Genomic DNA, 14942 nt, shown 5'->3' with positions numbered 1-14942 from the left:
GCATCCGCGGTATAAGCCGGGTATCACCAGCGGAGACGCGACATGCCAGTGCTTGGAATCGGCGGTTTCTTCTTTCGGGCAAGCGACCCCGAAGCCATGGGCGAATGGTATCGCGAGTATCTGGGGGTGGGGCCGGGCTGCGCCGCCGAGGGCGAGGGCGAGCCCGCCGAATGGTGCTGGAAGCCGCAGGCCGGGCCGCTGATCTTCCAGCCGTTCAAGGCCGACACCAGCTATTTCGCCGCTGACATGACGTTCATGCTCAACCTGCGCGTCGCCGACCTCGAGGGGATGCTTGAACAGCTTAACGCCGCAGGGATCGCGATCGAGACGCGCGACGAATGGGATTCGCCCGAAACCGGCCGCTTCGCGCGGATCCACGATCCCGAAGGCAATCCGATCGAATTATGGGAACCGCCCGCGACATGATCCGCATCCCGATCGCGCTGCTCGCGCTCGCTACCACCGCAGCGGCGCCGCCCGACGAGGTGCCGGTCAGCACGCTGGTGCTGATCGCACTGGCGATCGCCGCCGCGGTGCTGCTGCGCGGGGTGGTTTTGCGGCGGCAGGTGCGCAAGCGCAGTAGCCGGCGGCGGGGCGATGATGGGGCGGCGGTCGCCGGCGGCGAGGCCGGCGAGCGAACTGAGCGCGAGCAGGGTGGCGACGATTGGGGCGATGCCGGTGGCGGCGATGGGGGTGGGGACTGAGGCATTTCGTCGTGCTGGACTAAGCAATGTGACAATGCTTAACTACCTAAATCATTGATTCAGGGGGTGACGGCATGGATCTGGGAACGCGGATACTTGAGCTGCAGAAGCGAACGGTGGAACATCGCGAGGTATTGCTCACCGAGGAGGCAGCGAAGACCGCGCTCGTCATGCCGTTTCTGCAATCGCTGGGATACGACGTATTCAACCCAAGCGAAGTGGTGCCCGAGTTCACCGCCGATGTCGGCACCAAGAAGGGGGAAAAGGTCGATTACGCGATCTGCGACGGCGGGAAGGTAACGATTCTGATCGAGTGCAAGCCTTCGACTGCAGAGCTGAACATCAACCACGCGGCGCAGCTGTTCCGGTATTTCAGCGTGACCGACGCGCGGCTTGCGGTGCTGACGAACGGGGTGAACTATCAATTTTATTCCGACGTCGAAAAGCCCAACAAGATGGACGAGAAGCCGTTCTTCACGTTCAGCATGGACGCGATCAAGCCGACCGACATCAAGACGCTCGAGAAATTCGCCAAAGCCGGGTGCGATATAGGCAAGATCGTCCAGGAGGCAGGCAACCTCAAAATTCAGTCGTTGTTGCGCAAGGAAATCGAGAAGGAATTCGCCGAGCCTTCGGAAGAATTCGTTCGGATGATGGCTGCTCGCGTCCATGACGGACGCCTGACCCCGGCGGTCAAGGAAAGCTTCGGTCGAATGCTGGGCGCGACCATCAGCCTGATCATCCGCGATCTGGTGACCGATCGTCTGTCGAACGCGTTGAACGCCTCGGCGCCGCCACCAAGCGATGACGCGGGCCTAGGCGGCATGACAGACGCTGCAGGGGAAAGCGTCGTAACGACTCAGGAAGAGATATCGGGCTTCCATATCGTGCAGGCTATCGCGTCCAAGTTGATCGATCCCAAGCGGGTCGGGATCCGCGATGCGAAGTCCTATTGTGCGATTCTACTCGACGACAATAATCGCAAGACGATCGCTAGGATGCACTTCAATGGGTTGACGACGAAGTATTTCGGCACGTTTGTCGGGAAGGACGAACAACGACACCTGATTGCGGAACTGACGCAAATCTATCAGTTTGCTCCGCTGCTGGAAGCCCGGCTTCGCGAACTCGACGAGAAAATTCCCGTCTAGCCATGTCGCGGCAAGTCGTCGCCGGCAGCATTGGCCAACTGCCGCCTACGGCCTCGGCGCGCGCACCGGTTCGCCGTGCTTTTCTAGCCAGGCGGTCATCTGCGAGAGCTCGCGTCCCTGTGCTGCCACTATTTCGTCGGCCAGCTTGCGGACTTCGGGGTCCTTGGCGTGGCGCTGCGCGACGCGAGCCATTTCGACCGCGCCTTCGTGGTGCGGGATCATCATCCGCATGAAGTCGACATCGATGTCGCCGGTGGCGCGCCCCATGTCGGCGTGCATCTTGTCCATCGCGCGGTCGAACTCGCCCGCCGGGCCGGTTGCCGTCGCTGGCGACATGCCGTTCATCGCCATCGCGCCGTCGTGCATCGCATGATCAACTTGGTTGCCAGCCGCCGCCACCCCCTTAGCGGCATTGTCGGCGGACGGCGCCGACGCGCCGCCGCACGCGGCAAGTGCGAGCGGGGCGGCGACCAGCAGCAACGTCCTCACTTGGGCGACAGCACCATCAGCATTTGCCGGCCTTCCATGCGCGGATAGCTTTCGACCTTGGCATCCTCGGCGCAATCGGCCTGGACGCGCTGGAGGAGCGCCATGCCGAGCTGGCCATGGCTGAGCTCGCGTCCACGGAAGCGCAGGGTGATCTTCACCTTGTCGCCCTCGCCGATGAACTTGTGGATCGAGCGCATCTTCACGTCGTAATCGTGATCGTCGATATTCGGACGCATCTTGATCTCTTTGATCTCCTGCGTCTTTTGCGACTTGCGTGCGATATTGGCCTTTTTCTGGGCCTCGTACTTGTACTTACCGACGTCGAGGAACTTGGCCACGGGCGGGTCGGCGTTGGGCGACACCTCGACCAGGTCGAGGCCGACGCTCTGCGCCTGCTCCATCGCCTCGCGGGTATACATCACGCCGAGATTCTCGCCGTCCTGGTCGATCACGCGAACCTTGGGCGACTGAATAAACTCGTTGAAGCGCGGACCGTTCATCGGTGGCGCCACCGGGCGCCGGATCATGGGAGGACGTATGTGGTTAGCTCCTGGACTGTTAAACCATCAATATAGGGAAGATTGGTCGCCGCGGGAAGCCGCTAGCGACACGAAATCGCGCAATCGATTTAGTCGAGCGGCTCCAGGCCGACACTGACGCCCGGCAGCAGCGGCAGGGCGACCTTGGACAAGCGCAGCGCGAACGGACGAGGTTAGCTCGCTTGTTCGCCTGCGGGCCCGCGCATGTCGGGGGCGAGTGCGTCCCTGGTCAGCATCGCGATGGCATCGTCGAGCGACAGCATCTGCTGGCCCTGGCTGCCCAGGGTGCGGATCGCGACGGTCGATTCGTCGGCCTCGCGCTTGCCCACCACCAACAGATACGGGACCTTCGCCAGCGAATGCTCGCGGACCTTGTAGTTGATCTTCTCGTTTCGAAGATCGCCTTCGACGCGGATGCCCGCCGCCTTCAACTTGGCGACCACTTCGTGGGCATAGTCGTCGGCGTCGGAAACGATCGTCGCCACCACCGCTTGGACCGGCGCGAGCCACATCGGGAAGCGTCCGGCGTGATGTTCGATCAGGATGCCGATGAAGCGCTCGAACGAGCCGAGGATCGCGCGGTGGAGCATGATCGGGCGATGGCGCGCGCCATCCTCGCCGACATAGCTGGCGTCGAGCCGTTCGGGCAGCACGGTGTCGGTCTGGATCGTGCCGACCTGCCAGGTCCGCCCGATCGCGTCGGTCAGGTGGAATTCGAGCTTGGGGGCATAGAACGCGCCCTCGCCGGGGAGTTCCTCCCAGCCATATTCCTCGGTCGCGCGGCCCGTCGCGGCGACCGCGTCGCGCATCGATTGCTCGGCCCAGTCCCACATCGCATCGGTGCCGAAGCGCTTGTCGGGGCGAAGCGCCAGCTTGATCGCGTATTTCTCGAAGCCGAGATCGCGATACACCACGTCGAGCAGGTCGCAGAACAGCCCGACTTCCTCGACGATCTGGTCTTCGCGGCAGAAGATATGCGCGTCGTCCTGGGTGAACTGGCGGACGCGCATCAGCCCGTGCAGCGCGCCGTGCGGCTCGTTGCGGTGGCAGCAGCCATATTCGGACATGCGGATCGGCAGGTCGCGATAGGATTTGATTCCCTGGCGGAAGATGAGGACGTGCGCGGGGCAGTTCATCGGCTTGAGCGCCATGAGGTCGGCCTTGCCCGACAGCACCGGACCCTCGTCCTCGCCGCTGGGGATTTCGTCGGGGACGACGAACATGTTTTCGCGATATTTGCCCCAATGGCCCGACTGCTCCCATTGGCGCGCGTCCATCAGCTGTGGGGTCTTGACCTCGCGATAGCCGCCCGCGTCGAGCCGGCGGCGAAGATACGCCTCGAGCTGCCGCCAGATCATATACCCCTTGGGGTGCCAGAAGACGCTGCCCTGCGCTTCGGACTGGAGGTGGAACAGGTCCATCTCTACCGCCAGCTTGCGATGATCGCGCTTGGCGGCTTCCTCGAGCCGCGTCAGATGCGCGTCGAGCTGCTTCTTGTTGAGCCAGCCGGTGCCGTAGATCCGGCTGAGCATCGCCTTGCTCTGGTCGCCGCGCCAATAGGCACCGCTCACGCGCGTGAGCTTGAACGCCTGCGGATCGAGCTTGCCGGTGGAGGCCATGTGCGGACCGCGGCACATGTCGAGCCATTCGCCCTGGCGATAGATCGTCAGTTCCTCGCCCTCGGGCAGTTCGGCGGCCCATTCGGCCTTGAAGCTCTCACCCTGCTGGGTCCAGCGATCGATCAGCCGCTGGCGGGTCCAGACTTCGCGCACAAAGGGTTGGTTGCGCGCGATGATCGCGCGCATTCCTTCTTCGATCGCCGGCAGGTCTTCCTCGGTAAAGGGGCGGTCCTTGGGGGCGAAATCGTAATAGAAGCCGTCTTCGGTCGCGGGGCCGAAGGTGATTTCGGTGCCGGGAAACAGCGTCTGCACCGCTTCGGCCATCACATGCGCCAAATCGTGGCGAACCAGCTCGAGCGCGTCCTTTTCGTCGCGCGCGGTGACCAGCGCCAATTGCGCGTCGCCGGTGAAGGGCCGCGAGAGATCGCGCATCTCGCCATCGACGCGCGCCGCCAGCGCCGCCTTGGCTAGCCCAGGGCCGATCGCCGCGGCGATGTCGGCCGGGGTAGTTCCGGGGGCGACCTCGCGGACGGAACCGTCGGGCAGCGAGATGCGGAACATGGCGGACACGATGAAGGCCTTTCGTCGGGATTGCAGCGCGCCGCATATGGCCCGCGCGGGCGGGAGAGGCAAATGAAAGGGCGCGCGAGGTGGCAAAGGGCGGCATTGGTGGCACCGCCGATGCGGCCTAGGCGATGCGCATGACGCTGCCACACCCCACCCGCGCCGCCGGCCTTGCCCGGCTGGCCGCCTTCACCCCCTCGATGGGCCGCGCCTATGCCGATCGCCGCAACGCCGATCCGGGGCCCGAGGCCGAGCGCGACGGGTGGCCCGAGCATGTGTCGAAGCTATCGCCATATCTGCGCTATCGGCTGATCGACGAGCAGGAAGTGCTCGCGGCGGCGCTTGACGCGCATGGGCCCGACAAGGCCGAGAAGTTCGTGAGCGAAGTGCTGTGGCGCGGCTATTTCCGCGGCTGGCTCGAACAGCGGCCGGGAACGTGGCCGGCCTATGTCGCGGGGCGCGATGCGGCGCTGGCGCTGGTCGACGCCAATGGCGGGGTCGCGCGCGATTATCGCGCGGCGTGCGAAGGGCGGACCGGGATCGACTGTTTCGACGCCTGGGCGACCGAGCTGACGACGCGCAACTGGCTGCACAATCATGCGCGGATGTGGTTCGCGAGCATCTGGATCTTCACGCTGCGGCTGCCGTGGGAATTGGGTGCGGACTTTTTCCTACGCCATTTGATCGACGGCGATTCTGCGTCGAACACCCTGTCGTGGCGCTGGGTGGCGGGGCTGCACACGCGTGGCAAGGCCTATGCCGCGCGCGCCGACAATATCGCGCGCTACACCGGCGGGCGGTTCGCACCGACCGGGCTGGTTGAAGATGTCGAGCCGCTGGTCGAGGACGGCGAAGTGCCGCGGGCGGCGTTCGCGCCGCCGCCGCTGCCGCAGCCGGCGGGGGATTGGGCGCTGGTGCTGCACGAGGGGGATATGGGGATTGCCACGCCGATCGGTCGCGCGCCGTCGCGGGTGATCGGGTTGGCTTCGCCCGATCCGCGCGCGGCCCCGGCGGTGCGCGCCTTTGCCAAGGGAGCGCTGGCCGACGCGGTTGCGCGGGCTGGCGAGATGTATGGGTGTCCGGGCGTCGTGGTGCAGGAGGCTGCCGCGGTCGGCGATGCGGCGGCTGGGGCGGTGCCGGTTGCGCCTTATGTGCCGGTGGGGGTGATTGGCGATCGTGGTGGTTTGCCGGTGGCGACGTTCGTGCGTGATTATGACGCGGCGATCTGGCCGCTCGCGACCGCGGGGTTCTTCAAGGTCAAGACCGGCGCGCCCGCACGACTTCGTGCGCTTGGGCTGCCTGCCTGAACCTCAGGCGATACCGAACGGAACCACCGTATTGGTCGCGTCATGGCCAACCGCCGCGCGCCCCAGATACGGCACGTTCATCGAACGGCACCAGCGCAGCATGATCCGTTCGAGCGTGTCGCCGAACTCGGCCTCGCCCGCGCCTTCGGGGATCGCGGTGACGCTACCCAGCCGGATGCCGGCGATGCCGCGCAATTGGGTCGCGTCGGCGATTTGCCACATCATGCGGTCGACCCGGTACACCGCCTCGCCGACTTCCTCGAGGATCAGTACATGATCGGTCAGGTCGGGCATCCAGGGCGTGCCTAGCATCGCGGTGAGGATCGCCATGTTGAACGCCGCCGCCGGGCGGCCGTGCAAGCCGGGCTCCAAGGCGGCGCGGTTCTGTTCGACCAGCCAGGCGAGCGCGCGGCCCGCGGGTGCGCCCTTGTTGCGCTCGGTCGCTTCGGTCGCCATCGGGCCGTGGACCGGCTTGCCGATGCCGCGCGCGTAGAGCGCGCCAAGCACGAACCCCATGTCCGAATAGCCCATATAGGTCTTGGCGCGCGCCGCGGCGCCCAGCCCGGGCATCACGACGTCGAGAATACGGTTCGATCCATAGCCGCCGCGCGCGAACCAGATCGCGGCAAAGGCAGGGTCGTTGGCGTATTTTAGGAAGGTTTCGGCGCGCAGCGCGTCGTTGCCCGCGAAGTGGCCGCCATCGGCAAAGCATTGCGGATCATAGGTCAGCTCGACCTGCGGATAGAGCAACGCCGCAAACCCCTGCGCGCGCGCGGCGGCTTCGGGGGTGATCGAGCGGGCGGGGGCGACGACGGCAATCTTCATGGGGACGGGTTGTAGGGGGCGGGGATCGGGAATGAGAAGGGGATTCGTCTTTAGCGTCACCCAGGCCCCTGTGCCTGTTGTTTTACGTTCGACCCTTGCCCCCTGCGATCGATCCGCCGATAGCGCGGCGCGATGAACCAGAGCTATTTCTTCGTCGGGATCGGCGGATCGGGCATGATGCCGCTGGCGATGATCCTCGCCGGGCGCGGCGCGACGATCGCTGGCTCGGACCGCGCGCTCGATCAGAGCGCGGTGCCCGCCAAGTTTGCGGCGCTCGAGCGATTGGGCGTCGCGCTGTTTCCGCAGGACGGCAGCGGCATCACCTCGGCCGAGCAGATCGTCGTCGCCTCGGCAGCGATCGAGCCGACCGTTGCCGACATCGTCGCTGCGGAACGCGTCGGCGCGCAGCGGTTGTCGCGCGCCGAATTGCTCAGCCGGCTGTTCAATGACAGCGCGATGCCGATCGGGGTGGCGGGCACGTCGGGGAAATCGACCGTCACCGGGATGATCGGCTGGATCCTCCACGCGTGCGACCGCGAACCGACGATCATGAACGGCGCGGTGATGAAGAATTTCGCGCGCCCCGAAGCACCCTTCGCCAGCGCGCTGGTGGGCGAGGGCGAGGTGTTCGTCAGCGAAGTCGACGAGAGCGACGGGTCGATCGCGCTGTACGACCCGCGAATCGCGGTGCTCAACAATGTCAGCCTCGATCACAAGCCGCTGCCCGAATTACGCGCGCTGTTCGGCGACTTCGCCGCAAAGGCGCAGAAGGTGGTGGTCAATGTCGGCGATCCCGAGGCCGCCGCGCTCGCCGCGACCTTGGGGGCCAGGCGCCGCAGCTTCGCGATCGAGGGCGACGCTGATCTGGTTGCGAGCAAGCTGGTGCCCGAACGCTATGGCATCGGCTTCGATCTCACCGCCGACGGCGTCACCGATCGGGTGACGCTGGCCGTGCCCGGGCGGCATAATGTCGAGAATGCGCTGGCGGCGCTGGGTGCGGCGATCGCGGCGGGGGTGCCGCGCGCCGATGCAGTCGCGGCGATCGCGGGTTTCGCCGGGCTCAAGCGGCGCTTCGAGCTGGTGGGCGAGGGCGACGGCGTCGCGGTGATCGACGATTTCGGCCATAATCCCGAGAAGATCGCGGCGACGCTCGACACCCTCCATACCTTTCCCGGCCGGCTGCTGCTGTTGTTCCAGCCGCATGGTTTTGGCCCGTTGAAGGTGATGCGGCGCGAGCTGGTCGCGATGTTTGCGCAACGGCTGCGCGGCGACGACCTGCTGGTGCTGCCCGATCCGGTCTATCACGGCGGGACCACATCGCGCGAAGTCACCAGCGCCGACATCGTTGCCGATCTTGCGATGCAGGGCGCCGACGCGCGTCACATTGCCGATCGCGCCGCCGCCGCCGCGCATCTGGTCGCGCAGGCTATGCCCGGCGACCGGATCGTGCTGATGGGCGCGCGCGATGACACCTTAAGCCTGCTCGCCGCCGACATGGTCGCGCAGCTACAACAACGGAGCCCTGCATGACCGACGCCCGCCTCGCCTTTCGCGTGACCGAGGGCACCGGCCCGACGATCCTGTTCCTACCGGGCTATGCAAGCGACATGAGCGGCACCAAGGCGATGGCGCTCGAGGCCTGGGCCAAGGAGAATGGCCGCGGCTTCGTTCGTTTCGACTATCGCGGCTGCGGCGAGAGCGATGGCGCGTTCGAGGATTTCACGCTGGCCGATTGGCGCGACGATGCGCTGCTGGTGCTCGATAGCGCTACCAAGGGGCCGGTGGTGCTGGTGGGATCGTCGATGGGCGGCTGGCTTGCGTTGCTGGTCGCGCGCGCACGGCCCGATCGGATCGTCGGGCTGGTCGGCGTCGCCGCGGCGCCCGACTTCACCGATTGGGGGTTCACCTCCGAGCAGAAGATGACGCTGCTGAGCGAGGGCCGGCTCGAAAAGCCATCGCCCTATGGCGACGCGCCAATGGTGACGACGCGTGCCTTCTGGCAATCGGGCGAGGCCAACCGGCTGATGTTCGGGCCGATCCCCGTATCGGTGCCGGTGCGGCTGATCCACGGCACCCACGACGCCGAAGTCCCCAACGCGCGGGCGATCCGGCTGATGGAATTGCTGGCCGGCGACGATGTGTCGCTGACGTTGCTGAAGAACGGTGACCACCGGTTGTCGCGCGAGCAGGACATCGCGGCGATCATTCGGGTGGTCGAGGGGTTTGTCTGAGCGAGACCGAGTGGTCTTCTAATTCCGTTCGCCCTGAGCTTGTCGAAGGGCTTCCAACGCTGCGGCCGGAGACGCACGTGGATGGTGCGGGCCGACCCTTCGACAAGCTCAGGGCGAACGGGGCAGGAAAGCACCAACCCCCTACTTCAAATAGAAATCCACCGTGGTCACCACGCGCACCTTCTTGAACGGGGTGTCGTTGCCGCCCTCGGCGCCGTCGCGTGCTTCGATCGAGAAATAGCCCTGGGTCGCGCTCTTGATGCCGCCCACGGCGGTGTCGCTGTCCTTGGCGAATTGCTCGGCGGCGGCGCGGGCGTCGCGGGTGGCGGCGGCGACCATCGGCGGCTTGATGTCGTTGAGCTTGGTGAAGCTGTACGAAATCCCCGATCCTTCCTGCAGCAGCACGCCCTGGCTCACCAGGTCGAACTGGCGCGCGACCGCGGCCTGCGCGCGCTTGATGTCGGTGGTGCGCAGCTGCATCCGCTGGTTGATCGTCACCGTCATCACGCCGTTGTTATTGTATTGGCTGACCCCGGTGCCCGCGGGCGCGAGCGCGTCGGCAGGGAAGCCAAGGCTCGCGAAGAACGCGCGGATGCGCGCGGTGTCGGCGGCGATCTCGGCGCGTACCGTATCGGTGTCGGTGCCGACCTTCTGGTAATTGAGCGTCCACACCGCGAGGTCGGCATTGACGTCGCGCTCGGCGAGCCCGCGCACCGTTACCGATCGATCGGCCAGCCGCGCGCGCACCAGGCCATTGCCCAGCAGATAGCCGCCGACGATCATCCCGATCGCGAGCACGACCGCCGCCGCCAGCAGCCATATCGAACGATTCGTCGTCACCCGCTCTTCCATCGCCCACCCCCCGGACCGATATCCGCCGTCAATCGAAGCTATAACGAACGGAGCATGCCCGCCATGACGAAATATCTCCACACGATGATCCGCGTCAGCGATCCCGACGCGACGATCGCGTTCTTGGAATTGCTGGGGCTGAAGGAAGTGCGCCGGATGGAGAATAACGCGGCGCGCTTCACGCTGATCTTCCTTGCCACCCCCGATGCGATGCGCGGGCCGGGTGAGCGCGCCGATGCCGAGGTCGAGCTGACCTATAACTGGCCCGCCGAGGACGGCACGCCGCCCGAGGTCTATACCGGCGGGCGCAATTTCGGCCATCTGGCCTATTATGTCAACGACATCTACGCGGCCTGCCAGCGCTTCGCCGATGCCGGGGTGGTGATCAACCGCCCGCCGCGCGACGGCAACATGGCGTTCGTGCGCTCCCCCGACGGCATTTCGATCGAGCTGTTGCAGGACGGCCCGGCGCTTGCCCCTGCCGAGCCTTGGCAGTCGGCGCCCAATATCGGCGAATGGTGATGGCGGCGCTCGAAATCGTCCGCATCCCCGCGCTGTCGGACAATTATGTCTGGCTGGTGCATGATGGCGGATCGGGGGAGACGATGGTCGTCGACCCCGCCGAGGCGGCACCGGTACTCGCGCAAGCCGATGCGCGTGGCTGGCGGATCGGCGCGATCTGGAACACGCATTGGCATCCCGACCACACCGGTGGCAATGCCGCGATCAAGGCGGCGCACGGCGCGGTCGTGATCGCGCCCGTGGCCGAGGCGGCGAGGATCCCCACCGCCGATCGGCTGGTGGGCGGAGGGGATAGCGTTGCACTGGGTGGCCATGTCGCGACGGTGATCGAAACGCCGGGGCACACCGCGGGACATATCGCCTTCCACTTCGCCGAGGATGCGAGCGTCTTCGTCGGCGACACCTTGTTCGCGATGGGCTGCGGGCGGTTGTTCGAGGGCGATGCCGGGCAGATGTTCGGCAACATGCAGCGGCTCGCCGCCTTGCCGCCTGAGACGATCGTCTATTGCGCGCACGAATATACGCTGTCGAACGGGCGCTATGCGCGTGTTGCCGAGCCCGGCAACGCGGCGATCGCCGAGCGGCTCGAGACGGTGGAGCGCCAGCGCGCGGCGGGCGAGCCGACGGTGCCGACGACGATCGCGCTCGAACTTGCGAGCAATCCGTTCCTGCGCGCTGGAACGGCGGCGCAACTCGCCGAGCTACGTGCAGCCAAAGACGCGTTCAGGGGTTAGTCATTTAGATGCGCGCACCTTCGGTGCGATTCGCGGGGCCAGGGAGACGAAAGATGCGAGCGATTGCCTTTCCGTTATTGTCCGCGATCGCGCTGGCGGGCTGCGCCGCGACCCCCGAGGAAATGGCGCGAAGCGATGCCGCCGATGCGCGGCAGATGGCGCGGATCGAAAAGAAGCTGGCGGGCTATGTGCCGGGTGAGCCGCAGTCGTGCGTCAACCAGAGCCTGCTGCGCAGCAGCGACCAATATGGCCAGACGATCCTGTATCAGCAGGGCACGAGCACCTATTATCGCAACGATACCAGCCCCGGGTGCCGGCTTGGGCAGGACGACATCCTGGTCACCCAGACCCCGACCGGCCAATTGTGCCGCGGCGACATCGTCCGCACCGTCGACCGAACCGCGGGATTCATGACCGGCTCGTGCTCGCTCGGCGAGTTCGTGCCCTATCGTCGCGCCTCGCGCTCGGGAGCAAACTGATGCGTACCCTCATTGCCTGCCTCGCGCTCACCCTGTGCGGTTGCGCCGCGACGCCCGAACAGATCGCCGCCGACGAGGCGAAGTCGGCCGCCGCGTTCGCCGAGGCGACCGAGGGACTGGTCGCCGGCGAGCCGCAGCGTTGCCTGTCGAGCGTCGGGCAGCAGAACCCGCAGATCATCGGCGATGACATGATTACCTATCGCCAGACCGGCACCCGGCTGCTGATCAGCAAGATCGAGGGATGCTCGTCGCTGGCGGGCGATCCGATCATCATCACCGAAGTCTATGGCGGGCAGATATGCAGCAACGACCGGTTCCGCACCGTATCGCGCGGCGGCGGGGCGATCCCCTCGGCCTATTGCCGGTTCGGGATGTTCACCCCGTACGACAAGCCCGCCGACTGATCACAGCACGTAGCGGCTGAGATCGGTGTTGCGCGCGATCTCCTTGAGCTGCGCGTCGACATAGGCGCCGTCGACCTCGACCACCGATCCCTGGCGGTCCTCGGCTTCGAAGCTGACTTCCTCGAGCAACTTTTCCATCACCGTCTGCAGCCGGCGCGCGCCGATATTCTCGATCTCGCCATTCACTTCGGCGGCTATCCGCGCGATCGCGGCGATGCCGCTGGGGGTGAAGTTCACCTCGACGCCCTCGGTCGCGATCAGCGCCTTGTACTGCAGCGGCAGCGACGCCTTGGTGTCCGACAGGATCGCGACGAAATCGGCTTCTGTCAGCCCCTTGAGCTCGACACGGATCGGCAGCCGGCCCTGGAGTTCGGGCAGCAGGTCCGAAGGCTTGGCGACGTGGAACGCGCCGCTGGCGATGAACAGGATATGGTCGGTCTTCATCGGCCCGTATTTGGTGGCGACCGTCGTGCCCTCGATCAGCGGGAGCAGGTCGCGCTGGACCCCCTCGCGGCTGACCGATCCGCCGCGCACGTCGCTGACCGCGATCTTGTCGATCTCGTCGAGGAAGACGATGCCATTGGCTTCGGCGTCGGCGAGCGCGGTGCGGCTGACCTCGTCCTGGTCGAGCCGCTTCTCGGCCTCTTCCTCGACCAGTTTTTCCCAGGCGGCGTGGACGTTCATCTTGCGGCGCTTTAGCTGCGGACCACTCAGGCCCTTCATCATCTCGCCCAGATTAATCATCTGCGGCATGCCGCCGGGCACCTCGAACGGCGTCGACGGGGCGGCTTCGAGCTCGATCTCGATCTCGGTCGAATCGAGATGACCCTCGTTGAGGCGCAGGCGGAACGCCTCGCGCGTCGCCTGCGACGAATCCTTGCCCGTCAGCGCATCTAGCAGCCGCGTCATCGCCGCGGCCTCGGCCTTGTCCTTCACCGCGACTCGGCGGCGTTCCTTCTCGAGCCGGATCGCTTCCTCGACCAGGTCGCGCGCGATCTGTTCGACGTCGCGGCCGACATAGCCGACCTCGGTGAACTTGGTCGCCTCGACCTTCACGAAGGGCGCGTCGGCCAGCTTGGCGAGCCGGCGGCTGATCTCGGTCTTGCCGCAGCCGGTGGGCCCGATCATCAGAATGTTCTTGGGGGTGACTTCGTCGCGCAGGTCGCTGCCGAGCTGCTGGCGGCGCCAGCGGTTACGCATCGCGACTGCGACGGCGCGCTTGGCGTCGTTCTGGCCGATGATGTGCTGGTCGAGCGCCGCGACGATCTGCTTGGGGGTGAGATTCTCTTGCATGGTGGCCGCTAGATGGCCCTGCCGCGCGCCGGTTCAAGCATCTTGTTCGGGCCAAGCGCTCAGGCGGGGCAGCGCCAGCCGGCGGCGGTGCGGGCGTGGCCGGCGATGATGTCGGCGATGTCGGCGGGCTGCGCGGTAGCGTCCCATACCCCGCGCTCGAAGGTTCCGCCCAGCACGATGCCGTCGGGGCGCGGGAACATATAGCCCTCGCGCCCGGCATAGGCATAGTCGATCTCGGGCTGCGGCAGCAGGATCGCGAGCTGGCCGCGCACCGGCGTCAGCCCGGCGTCGCCGAACAGTTCGTGGCTGCCAAGGCCGGTGCAATTGAAAATTAGCGCGTCGGGCAGTGCGGCGAGATCGGCAGGGGTATCGAAGTCGCGCACCACGACCTTGCCGCCCGCCGCGCGGAAATCGGCGAGCATGCGTTCTAGATAGCGGCCGGTTTCGACATACATCGTGTCGAAGCGGATCATCGCGCCGTCGCCGAAGGGATGCTGGCCCGATGCGAAGCGCGCTAGCGCGGGATTGTACGCCGCCATCCAGTCGCCATCGTCATGCTCGGCGCTCGCGGGCAGCCAGGTCGGAACCCAGCGGATCGAATAACCGTCGCCGACCATGATCTGGAAGCGCCGCCAGCTATAGTCCATCGCGGTGCGATACTGCGCGCGCCATTCGGGGGTGACCATGCCTTCGGTGAAGTGGCTGGCGGGGACGATCTGGCCGCCGGCGATGTTCGAGGTCGTCTCGGGCGGCAGCGCCTTGGCATAGAGGGTGACGGGATAGCCCGCCTCCTGCGCCAGCCGCGCGGTGGCGAGCCCGACCGCGCCCGCGCCGACCACCGCTACCGCGCCAGCGTGCCCCGGCAGCCCGAGGTTGGTCGCGAGGCGGCTTGTGCCCCAGCTCAAGGTGATCCCCGCGCCGCCATGGCCGTAATTGTGGACGAGGCGCTTGGTGCCAAGCTGCTCGGCGCGCACGACGAAGCCGGCGGGGCGATAGGGGCGAAGCCCGGCGACGGTGCGGATGACGCGGTTTGCTTCGGCGCGGACGGGGGGCGGGCAGGTGGCGCTCGCAGTGCTCAGGCGTGGGCTGATGACGGTGCAGGCGGGGAGCGCCAGCGTGGCCGAGGCGAGCAGGGTGCGGCGGGTCAGCATTGCGCTGCAGCGTAGCGCGGGGGTGGGGGCAGGGCGAGCCCCTTCTGCCCCCCTCCCTTTTGGGGAGGGGAGCAGAAG

17 protein-coding genes are annotated in these 14942 nt (G+C 66.4%); 10 read left to right on the top strand and 7 right to left on the bottom strand.

All coding sequences use genetic code 11. The features are described 5' to 3' along the window. Positions 1–42: 42 nt before the first annotated feature. The 3 genes from NMP03_RS10585 to NMP03_RS10575 all read left to right on the top strand — a co-directional run bounded on the left by NMP03_RS10585 (position 43) and on the right by NMP03_RS10575 (position 1855). On the top strand, positions 43–426 hold the full coding sequence (locus tag NMP03_RS10585; RefSeq protein WP_256505337.1) for a VOC family protein: 384 nt from the start codon (positions 43–45) through the stop codon (positions 424–426). Next, positions 423–704 (top strand): hypothetical protein, encoded by a 282-nt coding sequence (locus NMP03_RS10580; protein ID WP_256505336.1) that lies wholly within the window; start codon positions 423–425, stop codon positions 702–704. Before NMP03_RS10585 ends, NMP03_RS10580 begins: the two co-directional genes overlap by 4 nt. Positions 705–778: 74 nt before the next feature. Continuing rightward, positions 779–1855, top strand: a complete 1077-nt coding sequence (locus NMP03_RS10575; protein ID WP_256505335.1) for a type I restriction endonuclease — start codon at positions 779–781, stop codon at positions 1853–1855. Between the two features lie 45 nt (positions 1856–1900). Here the strand turns inward: NMP03_RS10575 and copM are convergent, their stop codons facing one another. From copM to thrS, 3 genes are all read right to left on the bottom strand, one after another. Beyond that, positions 1901–2344 (bottom strand): CopM family metallochaperone, encoded by a 444-nt coding sequence (gene copM / locus NMP03_RS10570; protein ID WP_256505334.1) that lies wholly within the window; start codon positions 2342–2344, stop codon positions 1901–1903. Then, positions 2341–2871: a translation initiation factor IF-3 gene (gene infC / locus NMP03_RS10565; RefSeq protein ID WP_033920447.1), complete on the bottom strand. Its 531-nt coding sequence runs from the start codon at positions 2869–2871 to the stop codon at positions 2341–2343. Before infC ends, copM begins: the two co-directional genes overlap by 4 nt. Positions 2872–3056: 185 nt before the next feature. Further along, complete coding sequence (thrS, locus tag NMP03_RS10560; RefSeq protein WP_406698448.1) at positions 3057–5063, bottom strand: threonine--tRNA ligase; 2007 nt, start codon at positions 5061–5063, stop codon at positions 3057–3059. 140 nt (positions 5064–5203) lie between these two features. On the opposite strand from thrS, the gene NMP03_RS10555 reads away from it, so the two are divergent. Continuing rightward, a complete protein-coding gene (locus tag NMP03_RS10555) occupies positions 5204–6373 on the top strand; it encodes an FAD-binding domain-containing protein (RefSeq protein WP_256505332.1) in 1170 nt (389 codons plus the stop codon). A 3-nt stretch (positions 6374–6376) separates the two neighbouring features. On the opposite strand, the gene NMP03_RS10550 is transcribed toward NMP03_RS10555, so the two are convergent. Next, positions 6377–7198 carry an LD-carboxypeptidase gene (locus NMP03_RS10550; RefSeq protein ID WP_256505330.1) on the bottom strand — a complete coding sequence of 274 codons (822 nt, stop codon included), beginning with the start codon at positions 7196–7198 and terminating at the stop codon, positions 6377–6379. A gap of 132 nt (positions 7199–7330) precedes the next feature. Between NMP03_RS10550 and NMP03_RS10545 the strand changes: the two genes are divergently transcribed. After that, complete coding sequence (locus NMP03_RS10545) at positions 7331–8728, top strand: glutamate ligase domain-containing protein (protein ID WP_256505329.1); 1398 nt, start codon at positions 7331–7333, stop codon at positions 8726–8728. Continuing rightward, complete coding sequence (locus tag NMP03_RS10540; RefSeq protein WP_256505328.1) at positions 8725–9429, top strand: alpha/beta fold hydrolase; 705 nt, start codon at positions 8725–8727, stop codon at positions 9427–9429. The genes NMP03_RS10545 and NMP03_RS10540 overlap by 4 nt, the downstream gene beginning before the upstream one ends. A 141-nt stretch (positions 9430–9570) precedes the next feature. Here NMP03_RS10540 and NMP03_RS10535 read toward each other — a convergent pair whose 3' ends face one another. Further along, positions 9571–10281, bottom strand: a complete 711-nt coding sequence (locus NMP03_RS10535) for an SIMPL domain-containing protein (protein ID WP_256505327.1) — start codon at positions 10279–10281, stop codon at positions 9571–9573. 63 nt (positions 10282–10344) lie between these two features. On the opposite strand from NMP03_RS10535, the gene NMP03_RS10530 reads away from it, so the two are divergent. Genes NMP03_RS10530 through NMP03_RS10515 form a run of 4 tightly spaced genes read left to right on the top strand, consistent with a single transcriptional unit; the run spans position 10345 to position 12420 of the window. Further along, a complete protein-coding gene (locus NMP03_RS10530; RefSeq protein WP_256508098.1) occupies positions 10345–10803 on the top strand; it encodes a VOC family protein in 459 nt (152 codons plus the stop codon). Continuing rightward, the gene (gene gloB, locus NMP03_RS10525; RefSeq protein ID WP_256505326.1) at positions 10803–11537 is read left to right on the top strand and encodes a hydroxyacylglutathione hydrolase; all 735 of its coding nucleotides are present in this window, start codon (positions 10803–10805) and stop codon (positions 11535–11537) included. The genes NMP03_RS10530 and gloB overlap by 1 nt, the downstream gene beginning before the upstream one ends. A 53-nt stretch (positions 11538–11590) precedes the next feature. Then, positions 11591–12016, top strand: coding sequence for a hypothetical protein (locus tag NMP03_RS10520; RefSeq protein ID WP_256505325.1), 426 nt, complete (start codon positions 11591–11593; stop codon positions 12014–12016). Continuing rightward, positions 12016–12420, top strand: a complete 405-nt coding sequence (locus NMP03_RS10515) for a hypothetical protein (protein ID WP_256505324.1) — start codon at positions 12016–12018, stop codon at positions 12418–12420. The genes NMP03_RS10520 and NMP03_RS10515 overlap by 1 nt, the downstream gene beginning before the upstream one ends. Here NMP03_RS10515 and hslU read toward each other — a convergent pair whose 3' ends face one another. Both hslU and NMP03_RS10505 read right to left on the bottom strand, forming a co-directional pair. Beyond that, the gene (hslU, locus tag NMP03_RS10510) at positions 12421–13713 is read right to left on the bottom strand and encodes an ATP-dependent protease ATPase subunit HslU (RefSeq protein ID WP_256505323.1); all 1293 of its coding nucleotides are present in this window, start codon (positions 13711–13713) and stop codon (positions 12421–12423) included. 59 nt (positions 13714–13772) lie between these two features. Continuing rightward, on the bottom strand, positions 13773–14864 hold the full coding sequence (locus NMP03_RS10505) for an FAD-dependent oxidoreductase (protein ID WP_256505322.1): 1092 nt from the start codon (positions 14862–14864) through the stop codon (positions 13773–13775). Positions 14865–14942: the final 78 nt, after the last annotated feature.

Source organism: Sphingomonas qomolangmaensis, assembly GCF_024496245.1.
Taxonomy (GTDB): Bacteria; Pseudomonadota; Alphaproteobacteria; order Sphingomonadales; family Sphingomonadaceae; genus Sphingomonas; species Sphingomonas qomolangmaensis.
The sequence above is the reverse complement of the archived record's forward strand: the minus strand, read 5'-3'. Positions and strand labels throughout refer to the sequence as shown.